The organism is Streptomyces sp. BHT-5-2, from assembly GCF_019774615.1.
Classification (GTDB): domain Bacteria; phylum Actinomycetota; class Actinomycetes; order Streptomycetales; family Streptomycetaceae; genus Streptomyces.
Map to the genome: position 1 here is coordinate 2,015,896 of NZ_CP081496.1, position 15,976 is coordinate 2,031,871.

A 15,976-nucleotide genomic window follows, 5' to 3' on the forward strand; every position below is an offset into this window, starting at 1 on the left:
GCCCGCCCCCACTGGGAGGGGGCGGGCCCTTCGTCCTGCGGTGGCACCGCCATGCAGCACCGCAGGACACCGGTGGGCGGCCGACGGGGGCCGACGGGAGGTCCGGCGGCCTAGCCGAAGCGGCCGGAGATGTAGTCCTCGGTGGCCTGGACCGACGGGTTGGAGAAGATCCGCTCGGTCTCGTCGATCTCGATGAGCTTGCCGGGCTTGCCGACCGCCGCCAGGTTGAAGAACGCGGTGCGGTCCGAGACGCGGGCGGCCTGCTGCATGTTGTGCGTCACGATGACGATCGTGAAGCGCTCCTTCAGCTCCCCGATGAGGTCCTCGATGGCGAGGGTGGAGATCGGGTCGAGCGCCGAGCAGGGCTCGTCCATCAGCAGCACCTGCGGTTCGACCGCGATGGCGCGGGCGATGCACAGCCGCTGCTGCTGGCCGCCGGAGAGGCCGGAGCCGGGCTTGTTCAGGCGGTCCTTGACCTCGTTCCAGAGGTTGGCGCCCTTCAGGGACCGCTCGACGACGTCCTTCAGCTCGCTCTTGCGGTACTTGCCGTTCAGGCGCAGCCCGGCCGCGACGTTGTCGAAGATCGACATCGTGGGGAACGGGTTGGGGCGCTGGAAGACCATGCCCACGGTGCGGCGGACGGCGACCGGGTCGACGCCCGAGCCGTAGAGGTTCTCGTCGTCCAGCATCACCTTGCCCTCGACGCGGCCGCCGGGGGTGACCTCGTGCATCCGGTTCAGGGTGCGCAGGAAGGTGGACTTGCCGCAGCCGGAGGGGCCGATGAAGGCGGTCACCGAGCGGGGCTCGACGGTCATGGAGATGTCGTCGATGGCCTTGTGGGCACCGTAGTAGGCGTTCAGGCCGCTGACGTCGATTCGCTTGGCCATGGAAATCACTGCTTCTTTCTGTTCGCGGCTCGGTCAGCGGCCGGCTTTGGGGGCCTTCCAGCGGGCGATGCCGCGGGCCACCAGGTTCAGGACCATGACGAAGGCGATCAGCACGAGTGCCGCGGCCCAGGCCCGGTCGTAGGAGGCGTCGGAGCCCTGCTGCCACTGCTGGAAGACGTAGAGCGGCAGGGACTGCTGGGCGCCGTCGAAGGGGTTGTTGTTGATCGTCTTGGCGCCCCACACCAGCAGCAGTACCGGGGCGGTCTCACCGGTGATGCGGGCGATGGCCAGCATCACGCCGGTGGTGATGCCGCCGATCGACGTGGGCAGGACGACCTTCAGGATCGTGCGCCACTTGGGGACGCCGAGGGCCAGGGACGCCTCGCGCAGCTCGTTCGGGACGAGTTTGAGCATCTCCTCGGTGGAGCGGACCACGACCGGCATCATCAGGATCGCCAGCGCCATCGAGCCGGCGAAGCCGGACGGGCCGAAGCCCAGGATCAGGATCCACACGGACAGGACGAACAGGCCGGCGACGATCGACGGGATGCCGGTCATCACGTCGACGAAGAAGGTGACGACCTTCGCGAGCGTGCCGCGGCCGTACTCGACGAGGTAGATCGCGGTCAGCAGCCCGAGCGGGGCGGCGATCAGGGTCGCCAGGCCGACCTGCTCCAGGGTGCCGACGATCGCGTGGTAGACGCCGCCGCCGGGCATCGCGTCGGGCAGCGTGCCCATCGAGTGGGACAGGAAGTAGCCGTCGAGGACCTTGGTGCCGCGGGCGACGGTCTCCCACAGCAGCGAGGCGAGCGGGACGACGGCGAGCAGGAAGGCGGTCCACACGGCGCTGGTGGCCAGCCGGTCCTTGGCCTGGCGGGTGCCCTCGACGGCCGCGGTCAGCAGATACGTCACGACGACGAAGAGCAGCGCGGCGATCAGGCCCCACTGGAGCGTCGAGTCCAGGCCGGCGGCCAGGCCGGTGCCGCAACCGGCGCCGACGGCGGCCAGCGCGAGGACCGGCAGGGTCCAGCGGGGGAGCCGGGACTGCTTCAGGCCGAGCGAGGCGCGCGGCTCGGCGACCTTGCGGTGGCGGTGGCTGGTGGCGACGGTCATGAGGAGGCCCCCGAGTACTCCTTGCGGCGGGCGATGATCAGCCGGGCGGCGCCGTTGACGAGCAGGGTGATCACGAAGAGGACGAGGCCGGAGGCGATCAGGGCGTCCTGGCCGAAGGTGTCGGCCTCGCTGAACTTGCTGGCGATGTTCTGGGCGAAGGTGCCGCCGCCCGGGTCCAGCAGGCTGGCGCTGATCAGGAAGCTCGGCGAGAGGACCGTGGCCACCGCCATCGTCTCGCCCAGCGCGCGGCCCAGGCCGAGCATGGAGGCGCTGATGACGCCGGAGCGGCCGAAGGGCAGCACCGACATCCGGATGACCTCCCAGCGGGTGGCGCCGAGGGCCAGCGCGGCCTCCTCGTGCATCCGCGGGACCTGGAGGAAGACCTCCCGGCTGACGCTGGTGACGATCGGCAGGATCATGATCGCGAGCAGGATGCCGACGGTGAACAGCGAGCGGGCGGCCCCGTTGCTGTAGCTGAAGATCCCGGTCCAGCCGAGGTAGTCGTTCAGCCAGCCGTAGAGACCGCCGAGGTTCGGGACGAGGAAGAGCGCGCCCCACAGGCCGTAGACGATGCTGGGGACGGCGGCGAGCAGGTCGATGACGTAGCCCAGCGGCGAGGCGAGTTTGCGGGGCGCGTAGTGCGAGATGAACAGCGCGATGCCGACCGCGACCGGCACCGCGAGGAGCATCGCGATGAGCGAGCTGACGACCGTGCCGAAGGCCAGCACCGCGATGCCGAACTTGGGCTCGGTGCCGATGGCGTTCCAGTCGAGGGTGGTGAAGAAGTTGCTCTTGTCGCCGGATATGGCGAGGACCGAGCGGTAGGTGAGGAAGGCCGCGATGGCGGCCATGATCACCAGGAGGGCGATGCCGGAGCCCCGGGAGAGCCCCAGGAAGATCCGGTCACCGGGGCGGACCGCCTTGCCGGAGACCGGGCTCGCGGCCGGTGGCGGTGGTGTGTCGGGTAGCGGCGATGTCGAGTAGTCCATGGGTTTCTCCGGTCTGCGGAGCCCGAGCGGGCTCCGGTGCGGCGGTGCACCGGAAGGGCGGCGGCCCGGGGGAACCGGGCCGCCGCCGGCGGGTCAGGAGAGCGTCGCGACGGTCTTGCGGACCTTGTCGGCGATCTCGGTCGGGAGCGGGGCGTAGCCGAGGGCCTTGAGGGCGTCCTGGCCGTCCTTGCCGGCGATGTAGGTGAGGAAGGACTTGGTGGCGGGCAGGGTGTCGGCCTTGTTGCCCTTGTCGCAGACGATCTCGTTGGTCACCAGGGTGATCGGGTAGGCGCCCTCGGCCTTGGTGGCGTAGTCGAGCTTGAGCGCGAGGTCGTTGCCCTGGCCGGCCGGCTTGGCCGCGGCGATCGCCGCGGAGGCGTTGTCGACGGTGGCCTCGACCGGGGCCTTGGCGCCGGTGGCGACCTTGACCGTCGGGATCTTGCCCGAGGTGGCGTAGGACAGCTCGAAGTAGGAGATCGCGCCGCTGGTCTGCTTGACCTGCGAGGAGACGCCGGCCGAGCCGGACGCCGCCTGGCCGCCGGTGCCCTCCCACTTCTTGCCCGGCTCGTGCTTCCAGGCGCCGCCGGAGGCCGCCTTGAGGTACTTGGTGAAGTTGTCGGTGGTGCCCGAGTCGTCGGAGCGGTGGAACGCCTGGATCTTCAGGTCAGGGAGCTTGGCGCCCGGGTTGAGCTTCTTGATCGCGGGGTCGTTCCAGTTGCTGATCTGCGAGTCGAAGATCTTCGCCAGGGTCGGCGCGTCCAGGACGAGGTTGTCCACGCCGGGGACGTTGTAGCCGACCGCGATCGGGCCGCCGACCATCGGCAGGTCGATCGCCTGGCCGCCCTTGCAGACGGCCTTCGACTTGGTGATCTCCTCGGGCTTGAGCGGGGAGTCGGAGCCGGCGAAGGCGGTCTGGCCCTGCAGGAAGGTGGTGATACCGGCGCCGGAGCCGGTGGGCTGGTAGTTGATCTCGGTGCCCTGGCAGGCGCCCGCGTAGTTCTGCACCCAGACGTCCATCGCGTTCTTCTGCGCCGAGGAGCCGGAGGCGAGCAGCTTCCCCTTGCCGTCGCACTTGATGTTGGCGGCCTTGGCGGAGCTGCCGCCGCCACCGCTGCCCCCGGTGGTGTTGTCGGAGCCGCACGCGGTCAGGGCCAGGGCACCGGAGACGGCGAGAGCGCCAACGGCGAGGGCGCGAACCCGGTTCTTGCGCTGAAGCTTCACTGTCGAGAGTTCCTTCCTGGTGCGCGCCGTTTCCGCGGCGAGCGGGGTGTGACGGGACGAGGTGGTGTCGCGTCGCCTCTTCCGGCGGAACGGGCACCGAGCACGGCCGAAATTAGGCAGATCAGGTGAAGCGGCCGATGGAGCGGAGTGAACACGCGGTGAACCTCGGCCGTCGGCTGAGTGCGGTGCCGAGTCGGCGCGGGCGGCGGTTTCCGGGGCGTGCGCGGGGCCGGGGGCGCGGTCGTGAAGGGTCGCCGGAGAGCGCCCGGATCCGGTCGGCGGCGCCGCCCGGAGTGCCTGGTTCCGGGTGGACCTCCCGCTTTCCCCTCCACGAACCGGCCCGTCGCTCTGTTGGATTACCGGTCGGTATGGCAGCATCCGCGCCGAAGGAGAGCACACGAATCGGTGCGGAACGACCGGAGGTGACTGGTGGGGAGCCAGGGGGCACAACAGGGCGTTCGGGACGCGAGTGCGGGATGGGGCCTACGGGGCGGCCGGCTGGCGGTCTGCACCGCGGTCGTCCTCTGTGCCACGGGGCTGCTCGGTGGGACGGCCACGGCGGCGCAGCGGTCCCCGGACCCCGCGCCGTCCCCCGGCGGCGAGGCCCGCCACCTCGACGAGGTGCGCAAGGAGATCGAGGGCCTCTACCGCACCGCGGAGCGGGCGACCGACGACTACAACGCCGCCGAGGAGCAGGTCCAGCTCCAGCAGAAGAAGATCGTCCAGCTGGCCCGCACCATCGACTCCGGCCAGCAGCGGCTGGCCGCCCTCAAGCGTCGGGCCGGTGCGCTGGCCAGCGCCCAGTACCGCACCGGCGGCATTCCCCCCGAGGCGCAGCTGCTGCTCAGCCCCGACCCGGAGTCCTTCCTGGCCAACGCCGATCTGACCCGCAAGGGACAGCAGGCCGTCAAGGGCGTGATCAGCCAACTCACGCACCTCCAGAGTGACTTGCAGGGCTACGCCCAGGACGCCAGTCACCGCTGGGAGCAACTGGACGCCGACCGTCGGAAGAAGGACGCCGCCCGCAAGGAGATCAACGACAGGATCGACGCGGCGAAAAAGCTGGAATCCCGACTGGCCGCCAAGGAAAAGGAACGGCTGCGGAAACTGGAGGACGACCAGGCGCTGCTCGCCCAGCAGAAATGGCTCGACTCCGGCGTACTCCGGGACATCACCAACAAAGCATCCGAGCAGGGCAAGAAGGCGATTTCGTACGCCACTTCGCAGATCGGCAAGGATTACGTCTGGGGTGCGGTGGGCCCGGACACCTTCGACTGCTCGGGGCTGACCCTGCGGTCCTGGCAGGCCGCCGGGCGGACGATTCCGCGCACCTCGCAGGAGCAGTGGCGGCAGCTGCCCCGGGTGGCGCTCAAGGATATGCGACCGGGCGACCTCGTCATTTATTTCTCCGACGCCAGCCATGTCGGGATGTACGTCGGGGACGGCGCGATCGTGCACGCCCCGCGGCCCGGCCGGCAGGTGACGCTCACGGGCGCCGGCTCGATGCCGATCCTGGGCGTCGTCCGCCCGGACGGGGACCCGGCCCGCTGAGCGGACCCTCGCCCGCGCCGCCGGTGACGGCGGCAGGGGGCGATTCCGGACATTCTCCGGCCGCGCCTTCCGTGCCCTCCGCCCCTTCCGTTCCGCCCACCGTTTCCGTGCATTTCCGTTCCGTGCGAGCGGAATGCACGGAATGCGCGGCGGTGCCGAGCGCTGCCGCACCGCCGGATTGTTGAATTCCGAAGGGTGGGCTCGCGGAAGCGGCCGGAGGATGTCTTTCCGTAGTGGCGCGGTAGCTGTCCGGCAACGGAATGCGTCCGGCCGGGGTGATGTTCGTCATTCCCCCTCCCGGCCGCCGCAGGTGAAATGCACTCCCGGCTTTGGCATATGACGAAGGCCGCGTGCCAAAGGGCATTCCGTGCCGCACGGTCCGGACGCTATGGTCGCCCTTCGACGCCCGATGGCGCCCCGCCGAACAGACCGACGAGCGGGGTCGAACCGGGCACGGCGGTGTGCCGATCGGTATGCCGCCGCACCCCTCGGGGGGAGGGAAGGAAGCAGACCCATGCCCGTACCCGTACCGCGCCCGCGGACGGACGTGCTGCCGCACGAGGCAGGACCGGTGGACCCCGGCTGCGCGGAAACCGCCCGCGCCGCCGCCGTCGGCATGCCGGCGCACGGGGCCTGCTCCGGGGCTTCCCACCCGCCGCAGACCGCGCCGGAGGCACCCCCGACGCCCCTCGCCGCCGCCCGCCCCGCCCCGTTGCCCCGGGACCTGCCGGCGGCCGAGCTGCCGCGCCCGGCCGCGGACCACCGGCTCCCGGCCGGACGGACCGCTGCCCGCCCCGCGGCCGGTCATGCGCCCGACCCGGCGAACGGCACCGTGTTCTCCGCCACAGTCGAGGCCCCGGCCGCCGCCGAGCCGCTGCCGGACCCCCCGCCCGAGCCGCCCGCCCAGGGGCTGACCCTGCTCCTCATAGGCGAGGACCCCAACAGCCACGTCCCCGAGATGTGGGACTGGGCCGGCCGCAAGGTCCGGCTGCGCACCGCCCGCAACCTCACCGAGGCCGAGCGGCTGCTCACCGACGACGTGCACTGCATCCTGCTCGACCTCACCCCGGCCGAGGGCGAGGCACGGACCACCGGCGGCTCCCGGGGCGACGAGCTGGGTGTGCTCCGCGACGTCCTGCGCATGGCCCCCGCGCAGGCCGTCCTCGTCCTCACCTGCGAGACGGACGCCGAGCGGGCCGCCGACGCGGTGCGGGTGGGCGCCCAGGACTACCTCTTCCGCGACGAGCTGGACGGCAAGGTGCTCAGCCGCGCGGTGCGCTACGCCGTGGAACGCAAGCGCGCCGACCTCGCCCAGCGCCAGCTCACCGAGTCCCGGCTGCGCGCCCAGGAGAACGCCCGCCTGGAGCGCGGCCTGCTGCCCACCCCGCTGCTCGACGGCTCCGAGCTGCGCTTCGCGGCCTGCTACCGGCCCGGGCGCAGCCGCGCCCTGCTCGGCGGCGACTTCTACGACACCGTCCGCACCCCGGACGGCACCGTCCATGCCATGATCGGCGACGTCTGCGGCCACGGCCCCGACGAGGCCGCGCTCGGCGTCGAACTCCGCATCGCCTGGCGGGCGTTGACCTTCGCCGGGCTGTACGGTGACGAGCTGCTGGCCACCCTCCAGAAGGTGCTGGAGAACGAGCGCTCCGACGACGAGATCTTCGCGACGCTGTGCACCGTCGACATCTCCGAGGACGGCCACCGGGCCGGGGTGTGCCTGGCCGGCCACCCCGCGCCGCTGCTGGCCCGCGCCGGTCGGCGGCCGGAACTGCTGCCGTACGAGTTCGGCGGCCCGGCGCTCGGGCTGCTGCCGGAGGCCCGCTGGCCGCGCCGCCAGGTCGAGCTGGGCGCCGCCTGGAGCCTGCTGATGTACACCGACGGCCTCATCGAGGGCCGCATCGGCGAGGGAAACCGGCGCCTGGGCCAGGAGGGCATGACCGAGCTCGTCGCCCGCCAGATGGCGAACGGCCTGCAGGGCGAGGAGCTGCTGGAGGAGTCGGTGCGCGAGGTCCGTGCCCTCAACGGCGGCGAGCTCACGGACGATGTGGCGGTCCTGCTGCTGGACCGGCGCTAGACCCCGTCCGACGAACCAGGGCCGGCCCCGCCGGGCGGCCGGGCCCGGAGCGGAGACGGGCCCGGCCGCACCGGGGGGCGAGGCCGAGACCTAGCGGCCGCCGTTGTACGGCCCGTAGGGGCCGTCCGAGCTGGAGCCGCGGCGGCGCGGGCCACGGCCGCCACCGGCCACCGCGCGCAGCGCCGGCCGGACGTCGACGGTGTAGACGATCACCGCGATCACGCCGATGATCGGCAGGAACGACAGCATCGGCAGCAGGAACAGCAGCGCGGTGGCCAGGCCCAGGAAGATCAGCCACATGCCCTTGTTCTGCTTGTCGGCCGCGCGGTAGGCGTCCTCGCGGCGGGTGGCCGCGTCGATCAGCATCACGGCCGCATAGACGCCGAGGGCGAGCTGAACCCAGCTCAGAATGCTCTGGAATCCGTAAATCAGCACGCCGTCCACCTGCCGTTAGCCGTTCGCCCTGGGAGTCGGGCTGTCATCGTGGGTCGTGTGGGTCCTGGGGCCCCACCGTACCGGGACAACGGGCCGGGCACGTGGGAAGTGCCCGGCCCGCCCGATGACCGGCGCTCACCGGCGGCTCACTTCGCCGACGACGGCGGGGTGCTCTTCTTCGCCGGGCCCGCGGCGGGCTTGCGCTGGGCGGCCGGCTTCTTCGCCCCGGCGGCCTTCGTCTCGGTGGAGGCGGTGGCCTTCGCCTCGGGGCGGGTGCCGTTGGCCGGCACGGTCTTGGCGCGGCCGCCGGTCTCCGCGCCGTTCTTCGCCTCGGCCTTGTGCTCCGGCTCGATCGCCACCGCCAGCTCCTCGACCTGCTCGGCGGCGCCACCGCGCCAGTTCTGCACCGCGCCGCGGCCGCGCTCGGCCAGCTCGTCGTAGGTCTCGCGGGCCTGCACGGCGACCTCGGCGGCCCGGCCGACGCCGCGCAGCGCCAGCTCCTGCGCCTGGTCGCGGAACTTCTTCAGGTCGCCGTCGAGCGAGCCCAGCAGCTCGCCCAGCTTCTCCTGGGCCTCCTTGGCCTGCTTGGTGACCAGGGCCTGGATGTCCTTGGGGTCGGTGCTGCGGACCGACTCGAAGCGCTTGGGCGCCTCGGCCTTCAGCTTCTCGACCAGCTGCGGCACCTCGCCCAGCTTCTCGGCGGCCAGGTCGGCGGTACCGGCCAGGGCGTACAGCGGGGTCGCGTCGGTCAGGGCCTTGCGGAGGTCATCGGTGGTGATGGCCATGACGTGGTTCCTCCTGGAAACGATGGGGTTGCTCAGGTGGCGTGCGGGCCGCCGTCGGCCTCTGTCTCATGGGGGTGGTCGTCGTCCTCGGGCCCGTCGCCGGACCGGGGCGCGGTGCCGCCGGCCGGTTCGCCGCCGCCGAGCCCGTTCTCCTTGCGGAAGGACTCGTAGATCTGCAGCAGGACCTGCTTCTGCCGCTCGTTCAGCGACGGGTCGGTGAGTATCGCGGTCTGCACCCCGGTGCCGTCCGGGGCGCGCCGTTCGTCCAGGATGCCGGCCTGGACGTACAGCGTCTCGGCGGATATCCGCAGTGCCTTGGCGAGCTGCTGGAGGATCTCCGCGCTCGGTTTGCGCAGACCACGCTCGATCTGGCTGAGGTACGGGTTGGACACCCCCGCGGCATCCGCCAGCTGCCGCAGGCTCAGCTGCGCGGTGCGCCGCTGCTCCCGCAGGAACTCGCCGAGATTGCCGACGTTGAGTGATGCCATGCATCGATACTGCACGGTAGTGCTAACTATTGCAAGCAAGCGCTAGCAGGAGTGGTGTGCGACATACCGGGCGGCGGGCGCGGGGCCGGTGTCGCCCGCTCGTCGCGTCGACGGAGCGAGGCCGTCCGGCCCGGAAGCGGCGCGGGAATCCCCTGCGGGGTCGGTGTAATGGTGGTGACGACGGGCGAGGAGGGAATCCTTCCGATGCCCGTGGGGTTTAGGGGATTCTGGTTGCTTCATGAACCTGGAATTCGTCGTGCGTCGCGCCGCCGGCTCCGCTGAATTCGTCGGCTACGGTGGGTACTTCGCGCCGGGCGCGTGGATGTGCTGGTCGTGTTCGCGGCCCCCGAAGCCAGTTGGCCGGTGGCGATGTTCTATCGTTGGGGAATGCGGCTGCGGTACCCGGTAGTTCCTCGAATGCGCTGGATATTTCGTTGCCGGTGAGAGTGGGGTTTCACCCGAGGATAGGATCCTCGGGTGAAACGCATTCCTATACGAATTTCCGGCGTCCTGCTCGCCGTCTTGGCGCTTGCTGCGGCGCCGGCCCCGGCGGTCGCGGCTCCGCTCGGCGCCGCTGCCCCATCCGAAATTTCGGCCCCTTCCGTCGCGCCCCAGCGCAGCACTCCCGAGGTGCGGGCAATTTCCTGGAATATCTGCGGCGAGGCGGGCGGTGACCGGGGCGAGGCCGGGTATTGCCCTTACCGGAACGCCCCGGAACAGAAGGTCGACCAGGTCAAGCAGCTGGTCGACGAGCACCAGGCGAACGTGGTGATGCTGCAGGAGGTGTGCGGCAACGCCCCGGGAAGTCACGTGGATCTGCTGCACACGAAACTCGGCCCGGAGTGGTCCGTCCGGCACGCCGTGGGGGCACGCGAGAGCGACGGCGCCGCCCATTGCCGTAACGGTCTGAAAGGCGAACTCGGGGTGGCGCTCGCGGTAAAGGGCGCCATCGAGGAAACGACCACCGAGAACACCCTGCCCGCGGACCCGTCCGGTAAGGACGAGCAGACCCTGCCGATCCTGTGCGCCACGGTGCGAGGGTGGACCACCCGCGTCTGCACCACCCACATCAAGTCCGGCGAGGACCCGCGCGTCGGCCAGCAGATTCTCAACGTCGAGCGTCACCTCGGCGCGGATGCGAACACCGACGTTCTGCTCGGCGGTGATTTCAACCGCAACGCGGATGCCGCGCAGATGAAACCGCTGACCGACAGCCTCGACCGGGCCATCGACGGCTACACCTACCGCAATACCAATAAGCTCGACCACTTCTTCTTCACCAGAGCCGTGGGATCGAGTCGCGTTGCGCACTGGGACATCGACAAGTCGCGCATGGACACGTCTCCCAACGAGCCCGACAGCGGGGAGCCCAACGGCTATTCCGACCACGCGCCGATCATCGTGTATTTGCGCGGAGCACCCGTACCCGGCGACATGACCGGAGACGGCCGTCCCGACATGGTCGCCGTCGACGACGCCGGCAGGCTCCGCCTCTACAGCGGGCGCGGCGACGGCACGTTCACCGGCGGCCACCGGGTCATCGGGACCGGCGGCTGGTCGGGGGCCGCCGTCACGCACCGCGGCGACTACACGGGCGACGGTCGCGAGGACCTGATCGCCCGCATAGGCGGCGAGTTGTGGCTCTACCCCAACAACGGCGACGGCACCCTGGGCGCACGCGTCCGTATCGGCTCCGGTCTGCCGGCGGACAGCCAGATCGTCAGCGTCGGAGATCTGACCGGCGACGGCCACCCGGACCTGGTCGCCGGCTACGACGACAAGCTGTGGCTCTACCCGGGCGACCCCGCCGACAAGCCGCACCTCAAGCCCCGCATCCAGATCGGTGCCCGCGGCTGGGCGCCCATGACGCTGACCGCGCCCGGCGACGCGACCGGCGACGGCCGCCCCGACCTGCTCGTACGCGAGAGCACGAGCGGAATTCTCTGGCTCTACCGCGGCCGGCCCGACGGCACCTTCGACGACCGCACCCCATACGGCCGCCGTGGCTGGAACCCGCTCAACCGCCCGCTGATCGCCGGAGGGGCGGACGCCGACCGGAACGGGATCGCCGATCTGTGGGCCACCACCCGCGAGGGCACCCTGCTCCACTACGCAGGCGGGCGGAACGCCGACGGCGACCCGGTCGACGGCGAGGCCACCGTGGTCGGCAGGAGCGGCTGGCAGAACATCGAATCCCTCGCCTGACCGGGCTCCCGAGCGCCCGGCGAGCGGATCGGGGGGCGATGCTCGTCGGGCGGGCGCGGGGGAGAGCCGGGTAGGGGAGTGATGCGGTCGCGTGCGGCGGGGTACCCGCCCGCCGTATCGGTCCGTGGAGTGGGAAGCCTAGGGTGGGCGGGCGACGGAGGTTGTCGCGTACGGACAGACGGGGGTCAGCATGGTGCGCAAGGTGGAATCCGGACAGATACGGCGGCGGCTGCGTTCCGGCACCGTCGTCCTCGGGGGCATGGGCGCGCTGGCCGCGGCCCTCACCTCCTGTGGATCGGAGCCGGACAAGCGCTGCGTGGACCCCAGGAGCTACGACGGCGCCCTGGGATACCGCGTGCTCAGCCCGGCGCAGTGCTCCTCGTCGGGTGGTGCGGCCGGTACCACGTCCGGCCGCTGGTACTACGGCTCCGGCGGCTCCGGCCGCTACGCCAAGGGCGGCACGTTCGACAAGAGCGCCGCCGTCACCCGCGGGGGCTTCGGCTCCCGGCACGGCTCCTCGGGCGGCTGACGCCGGATGCGCCGCCACCGCACCGAGCCCCGCCCCGACTGGCAGGGCATCGTCGAGGCCCAGGGCCTGATCTACCCGCTCACCCGGTACCCCGACGACTCGCTGCGCCCCTACTGGGACGAGAGCGCCTACTACTCCTTCTCGGTCGACGAGATCGAGGAACTGGAGGGGGTCGTCGAGGAACTGCACGGCATGTGCCTGGCCGCCGCCGAGCACATCGTCGTCCACGACCGGTTCGCCGACCTCGGCCTCACCGATCCGCGCCTGGCCGCCCGGGTCGCCGAGGCGTGGCGCCGCCGCGCCGAACTCCCCTCCGTCTATGGCCGGTTCGACCTCCGCTACGACGGCACCGGCCCGGCCAAGATGCTGGAGTACAACGCCGACACCCCCACCTCCCTGGTGGAGGCCGCCAGCCCGCAGTGGTTCTGGATGGAGGACCGCTTCCCGGCCGCCGACCAGTGGAACTCGCTGCACGAGCGGTTGGTGGCCGCCTGGAAGCGGCAGGCGGCGCTGCTGCCGCCCGGCGCCCCGCTGCACTTCGCGCACTCGGCCGACGACGAGCTGGGCGAGGACCTGATGACCGTCGCCTACCTGCGCGAGACGGCCGAACAGGCGGGCCTGGCCACCGAGGCGATCGCCATGGAGGAGATCGGCTGGGACCGGCTCTCCGGGCGCTTCGTCGACCAGCAGCTGCGTTTCGTCCGCGCCTGCTTCAAGCTCTACCCCTGGGAGTGGCTGGCCGCCGACGCCTTCGGCCCGCACGTCCTGGACACCCTCGACAACGGCGGCGCCACCGGCTCCACCCTGTGGATCGAGCCCGCCTGGAAGATGCTGCTCTCCAACAAGGCACTGCTGGCGGTCCTCTGGGAGCTCTTCCCCGGCCACCCCAACCTCCTGCCCGCCTATCTGGACGGCCCCCGCGACCTGCCCGCCGGCCCCGGATACGTCGCCAAACCGCTGCTGGGAAGGGAAGGTGAAGGGGTCACCGTCCACCCCTCGGGATCCGCAGCCGTCCTGCGCGACGAACCCTGCTGCTACCAGGAGTTGGCCCCGCTGCCGGACTTCGACGGAAACCGGGTGGTGCTGGGCGCCTGGGTCGTCGACGACGAGGCGGCCGGCCTCGGCATCCGCGAGTCGGCCGGACTGGTCACCGACGGGTACGCGCGGTTCGTGCCGCACCTCATCGGAGGGGACAGCGGATGAGAACGGGGATGAGAACGGGGACGGGGGGCGGATGGGGAGGCGGATGAAAAACCCGGTGCGGATGCCGGGGTGCGCTGCTACGGTCTGCGGCATGCAGCGCGCAGTTCTGTCCTTCACGACGACGCCGGAGACAGTCCCGGCGCGCTGACCACTGACTTCCGAGTCGTCGAGCCCCGGGGCGAGTGCCCCGGGGCTTCGCCGTGTGGTCACTCGCCCGTACCCGCGAGGAGACCGCCATGAACACCGCACCCGCCCACGACCACCGCCGGCTCGGCCGCGAGCTGGACCTCTTCGACACCGATCCGCTGATGGGCGCCGGACTGCCCTACTGGCTGCCGGACGGCGCGGCGGTGCGGCACGCACTGGAGGAGTACATCCGCGAGACCGAGCGCCGCGCCGGCTACCGGCACGTCTACTCGCCGGTCCTCGGCAAGCGCGAGCTGTACGAGATCTCCGGCCACTGGGACCACTATCGCGACGACATGTTCCCGCCCATGGACCTCGGCGGCGAACAGGTCGTACTGCGCCCCAGCCTCTGCCCCCACCACGCCCTCATCTACCGCGCACGCCCCCGCAGTCACCGTGAACTCCCCTTGCGGATCGCGGAGTTGGGTGGGATGTACCGCTCGGAGCGCTCCGGGGTGCTCGGCGGGCTCACCCGCGTCCGTGCCATCCAGCTCAACGACGCGCACATCTTCTGCACCCTCGACCAGGTCGCCGACGAGGCCCGCGCGGCCCTGGACCTGATCCGCCGCGCCTACGCCGACCTCGGCATCCGCGCCGCCCGTTACCGCCTCTCGCTCCCCGGGGAGGGCGGCAAGTACGTCGCCGATCCCGCGATGTGGCGGCGGGCGTCGGCCCTGCTGACCGAGGTCCTGGACGGCTCCGGGGTGGCCTACGAGGCCGCCGGGGGCGAGGCCGCCTTCTACGGCCCCAAGATCGATGTGCAGATCGCCGACCGCGCAGGCCGCGAGGCCACCCTCTCCACCGTCCAGGTGGACCTCCACCAGCCGCGCCGCTTCGACCTGTCCTACGCGGGCCCCGACGGCGCCCGGCACCGGCCCGTGATGGTCCACCGCGCCGTCATCGGCAGCGTCGAACGCGCCGTCGCCCACCTCATCGAGGAGCACGGCGGCGCCTTCCCGGCCTGGCTCGCCCCCGTCCAGCTCGCGGTGCTCCCGGTCTCCGAGGACGAACTGCCGCACGCCGACGGGCTGGTGCGGCGCTGTCGGGAACGCGGCCTGCGGGCCGAACTCGTCGGCCCCGCCCAGGGCACCCTCGGCGCCCGGATCCGCGCCGCCCGGCGCGCTCCCTACCAGGCCGTCATCGGCCCCCGTGAGGCCCCCGCCGACCTCGTCGCCCTCCGCCTGCGCGACGGCCGCCGCCCGGCACCGCTCCCCGCCGCCGAGGCACTGGCCCGCATCGCGGCGGTGGTGGCGGGGCGGCGGGGAGAGCTGTGGCCGGAGGGATGAGGGCTCGCACGGACCGCCTGCCGTACGGGCCCGTTGCTGCCCGGCCGTTGTCGCCCGGGCCGTTTCGTCGACGGCTGGCCGCTCTTCGACGCCGTGGTGCCGGGCGGGCCGCCGCCTCCGCCGCCGGCCGTCCCGCGTCGCCTCACTCCCTGAGCCAGCAGCCGACGGCCTCCAGCCAGGCGTCGAGCAACGGGGCCTCGCCGAGGATCTCCACCGGGCCGGTGCCTGCGGCGACCGGGGCAGGGACGGGGCCGCGTGCGGGGAGCCGGCCGTAGACGAGCAGCAGCAGGTCGTTGAGCGCGCCGCGGACGGTGGTGGTGGCCGGTGGGGTGGAGGGGGCGAGGGGCGGCGGGCGGTGCCAGCTGAGCGCGTCGGCGTCGAGGTCGACCAGCCAGTCCGCGGCGGCCTCGGGGGTGCCGTCGGTGGCCTGGAGGCGGAGGGTGCGGCCGGTGCCCAGGAAGGCGGATATGCGAGGGCCGCGCTCCAGTACGGCCGGCAGGGAGCCGAAGGACATCCACTCGTCGAGGGCGTCCACGGCGACGTCCTCCACGACCGCGAACGGGCGGTCGGCCACGGCCGGACCACCCGGAGCCTGTGCGGTGGCGAAGATGGCGTCCGCGCGGTGCACCACCGTCTCGTGCGCCATCCGCCGCGCCCAGAACGCCGACGTCGCGCCCGGGCCCGGCGTCCACACCGCCGCCTCGGGGCCGGCCGCGCGCAGCGTGTCGGCCAGCCGGTCGGCGCCCTCGGTCAGCCGGGCGGCGAGCGCGGACCCGTCCCCGTCGGCGGGACCGGGGACGTCACCGGCCGGGCCGTCGGGCACCGGACCGGTCGCTCTCGTCCGGACGAGCGTCTCCACCCGGCGGTGCGCCCCGCCCAGATGGCGCAGCAGCCGGGCGAGGGTCCAACCGGGGCAGGTGGGCACCGGCGCGGAGAGGTCCGCACCCTCGACCCGGGTCCTCAACAGGGCGGTCTGGGCGACGATTTCGGCACAGTGACGGTCGTAGCTCATCGAAGCCAT

The 15,976-nt window shown here is 71.9% G+C and carries 14 protein-coding genes; 6 read left to right on the forward strand and 8 right to left on the reverse strand.

The annotated features are described in order from the left end of the window. Window positions 1-110: 110 nt before the first annotated feature. The 4 genes from pstB to pstS form a co-directional block, all read right to left on the reverse strand. Complete coding sequence (gene pstB, locus K2224_RS08950; RefSeq protein WP_016570946.1) at window positions 111-887, reverse strand: phosphate ABC transporter ATP-binding protein PstB; 777 nt, start codon at window positions 885-887, stop codon at window positions 111-113. A 33-nt stretch (window positions 888-920) separates the two neighbouring features. Then, complete coding sequence (gene pstA / locus K2224_RS08955) at window positions 921-2,000, reverse strand: phosphate ABC transporter permease PstA (RefSeq protein WP_221906058.1); 1,080 nt, start codon at window positions 1,998-2,000, stop codon at window positions 921-923. Then, a complete protein-coding gene (pstC, locus tag K2224_RS08960; protein ID WP_221906059.1) occupies window positions 1,997-2,989 on the reverse strand; it encodes a phosphate ABC transporter permease subunit PstC in 993 nt (330 codons plus the stop codon). Before pstC ends, pstA begins: the two co-directional genes overlap by 4 nt. A gap of 93 nt (window positions 2,990-3,082) precedes the next feature. Beyond that, complete coding sequence (pstS, locus tag K2224_RS08965) at window positions 3,083-4,210, reverse strand: phosphate ABC transporter substrate-binding protein PstS (RefSeq protein ID WP_221906060.1); 1,128 nt, start codon at window positions 4,208-4,210, stop codon at window positions 3,083-3,085. A gap of 429 nt (window positions 4,211-4,639) precedes the next feature. Between pstS and K2224_RS08970 the strand changes: the two genes are divergently transcribed. Both K2224_RS08970 and K2224_RS08975 read left to right on the forward strand, forming a co-directional pair. Continuing rightward, on the forward strand, window positions 4,640-5,761 hold the full coding sequence (locus K2224_RS08970) for a C40 family peptidase (RefSeq protein WP_260692413.1): 1,122 nt from the start codon (window positions 4,640-4,642) through the stop codon (window positions 5,759-5,761). 514 nt (window positions 5,762-6,275) lie between these two features. Continuing rightward, window positions 6,276-7,838: a PP2C family protein-serine/threonine phosphatase gene (locus K2224_RS08975; RefSeq protein ID WP_221906061.1), complete on the forward strand. Its 1,563-nt coding sequence runs from the start codon at window positions 6,276-6,278 to the stop codon at window positions 7,836-7,838. A 90-nt stretch (window positions 7,839-7,928) separates the two neighbouring features. Here the strand turns inward: K2224_RS08975 and K2224_RS08980 are convergent, their stop codons facing one another. The 3 genes from K2224_RS08980 to K2224_RS08990 form a co-directional block, all read right to left on the reverse strand. Further along, window positions 7,929-8,273 (reverse strand): DUF2516 family protein, encoded by a 345-nt coding sequence (locus K2224_RS08980; protein ID WP_221906062.1) that lies wholly within the window; start codon window positions 8,271-8,273, stop codon window positions 7,929-7,931. Window positions 8,274-8,419: 146 nt separating this feature from the next. Next, window positions 8,420-9,058 (reverse strand): hypothetical protein, encoded by a 639-nt coding sequence (locus K2224_RS08985; RefSeq protein WP_221906063.1) that lies wholly within the window; start codon window positions 9,056-9,058, stop codon window positions 8,420-8,422. A 32-nt stretch (window positions 9,059-9,090) separates the two neighbouring features. Next, window positions 9,091-9,546 (reverse strand): helix-turn-helix domain-containing protein, encoded by a 456-nt coding sequence (locus K2224_RS08990; RefSeq protein WP_221906064.1) that lies wholly within the window; start codon window positions 9,544-9,546, stop codon window positions 9,091-9,093. A gap of 630 nt (window positions 9,547-10,176) precedes the next feature. Between K2224_RS08990 and K2224_RS08995 the strand changes: the two genes are divergently transcribed. The 4 genes from K2224_RS08995 to thrS all read left to right on the forward strand — a co-directional run bounded on the left by K2224_RS08995 (window position 10,177) and on the right by thrS (window position 14,955). After that, window positions 10,177-11,751, forward strand: coding sequence for an FG-GAP-like repeat-containing protein (locus K2224_RS08995; protein WP_221906065.1), 1,575 nt, complete (start codon window positions 10,177-10,179; stop codon window positions 11,749-11,751). A 190-nt stretch (window positions 11,752-11,941) separates the two neighbouring features. Then, on the forward strand, window positions 11,942-12,280 hold the full coding sequence (locus tag K2224_RS09000; protein WP_221906066.1) for a hypothetical protein: 339 nt from the start codon (window positions 11,942-11,944) through the stop codon (window positions 12,278-12,280). Window positions 12,281-12,286: 6 nt separating this feature from the next. Next, entirely contained in the window at window positions 12,287-13,483 is a 1,197-nt protein-coding gene (locus K2224_RS09005; RefSeq protein WP_221906067.1) for a glutathionylspermidine synthase family protein, read from the forward strand. A 236-nt stretch (window positions 13,484-13,719) separates the two neighbouring features. Then, window positions 13,720-14,955, forward strand: coding sequence for a threonine--tRNA ligase (gene thrS, locus K2224_RS09010; protein WP_221906068.1), 1,236 nt, complete (start codon window positions 13,720-13,722; stop codon window positions 14,953-14,955). A 142-nt stretch (window positions 14,956-15,097) separates the two neighbouring features. Here the strand turns inward: thrS and K2224_RS09015 are convergent, their stop codons facing one another. Further along, a complete protein-coding gene (locus tag K2224_RS09015; protein ID WP_221906069.1) occupies window positions 15,098-15,976 on the reverse strand; it encodes a maleylpyruvate isomerase N-terminal domain-containing protein in 879 nt (292 codons plus the stop codon).

Bases quoted from the DNA above. Each gene is read 5' to 3' on its own strand.
- pstB (WP_016570946.1), bottom strand. From the start codon at position 887: ATGGCCAAGCGAATCGACGTCAGCGGCCTGAACGCCTACTACGGTGCC.
- pstA (WP_221906058.1), bottom strand. From the start codon at position 2,000: ATGACCGTCGCCACCAGCCACCGCCACCGCAAGGTCGCCGAGCCGCGC.
- pstC (WP_221906059.1), bottom strand. From the start codon at position 2,989: ATGGACTACTCGACATCGCCGCTACCCGACACACCACCGCCACCGGCC.
- K2224_RS08975 (WP_221906061.1), top strand. From the start codon at position 6,276: ATGCCCGTACCCGTACCGCGCCCGCGGACGGACGTGCTGCCGCACGAG.
- K2224_RS08985 (WP_221906063.1), bottom strand. From the start codon at position 9,058: ATGGCCATCACCACCGATGACCTCCGCAAGGCCCTGACCGACGCGACC.
- K2224_RS08990 (WP_221906064.1), bottom strand. From the start codon at position 9,546: ATGGCATCACTCAACGTCGGCAATCTCGGCGAGTTCCTGCGGGAGCAG.
- K2224_RS09000 (WP_221906066.1), top strand. From the start codon at position 11,942: ATGGTGCGCAAGGTGGAATCCGGACAGATACGGCGGCGGCTGCGTTCC.
- K2224_RS09005 (WP_221906067.1), top strand. From the start codon at position 12,287: ATGCGCCGCCACCGCACCGAGCCCCGCCCCGACTGGCAGGGCATCGTC.
- thrS (WP_221906068.1), top strand. From the start codon at position 13,720: ATGAACACCGCACCCGCCCACGACCACCGCCGGCTCGGCCGCGAGCTG.
- K2224_RS09015 (WP_221906069.1), bottom strand. From the start codon at position 15,976: ATGGCTTCGATGAGCTACGACCGTCACTGTGCCGAAATCGTCGCCCAG.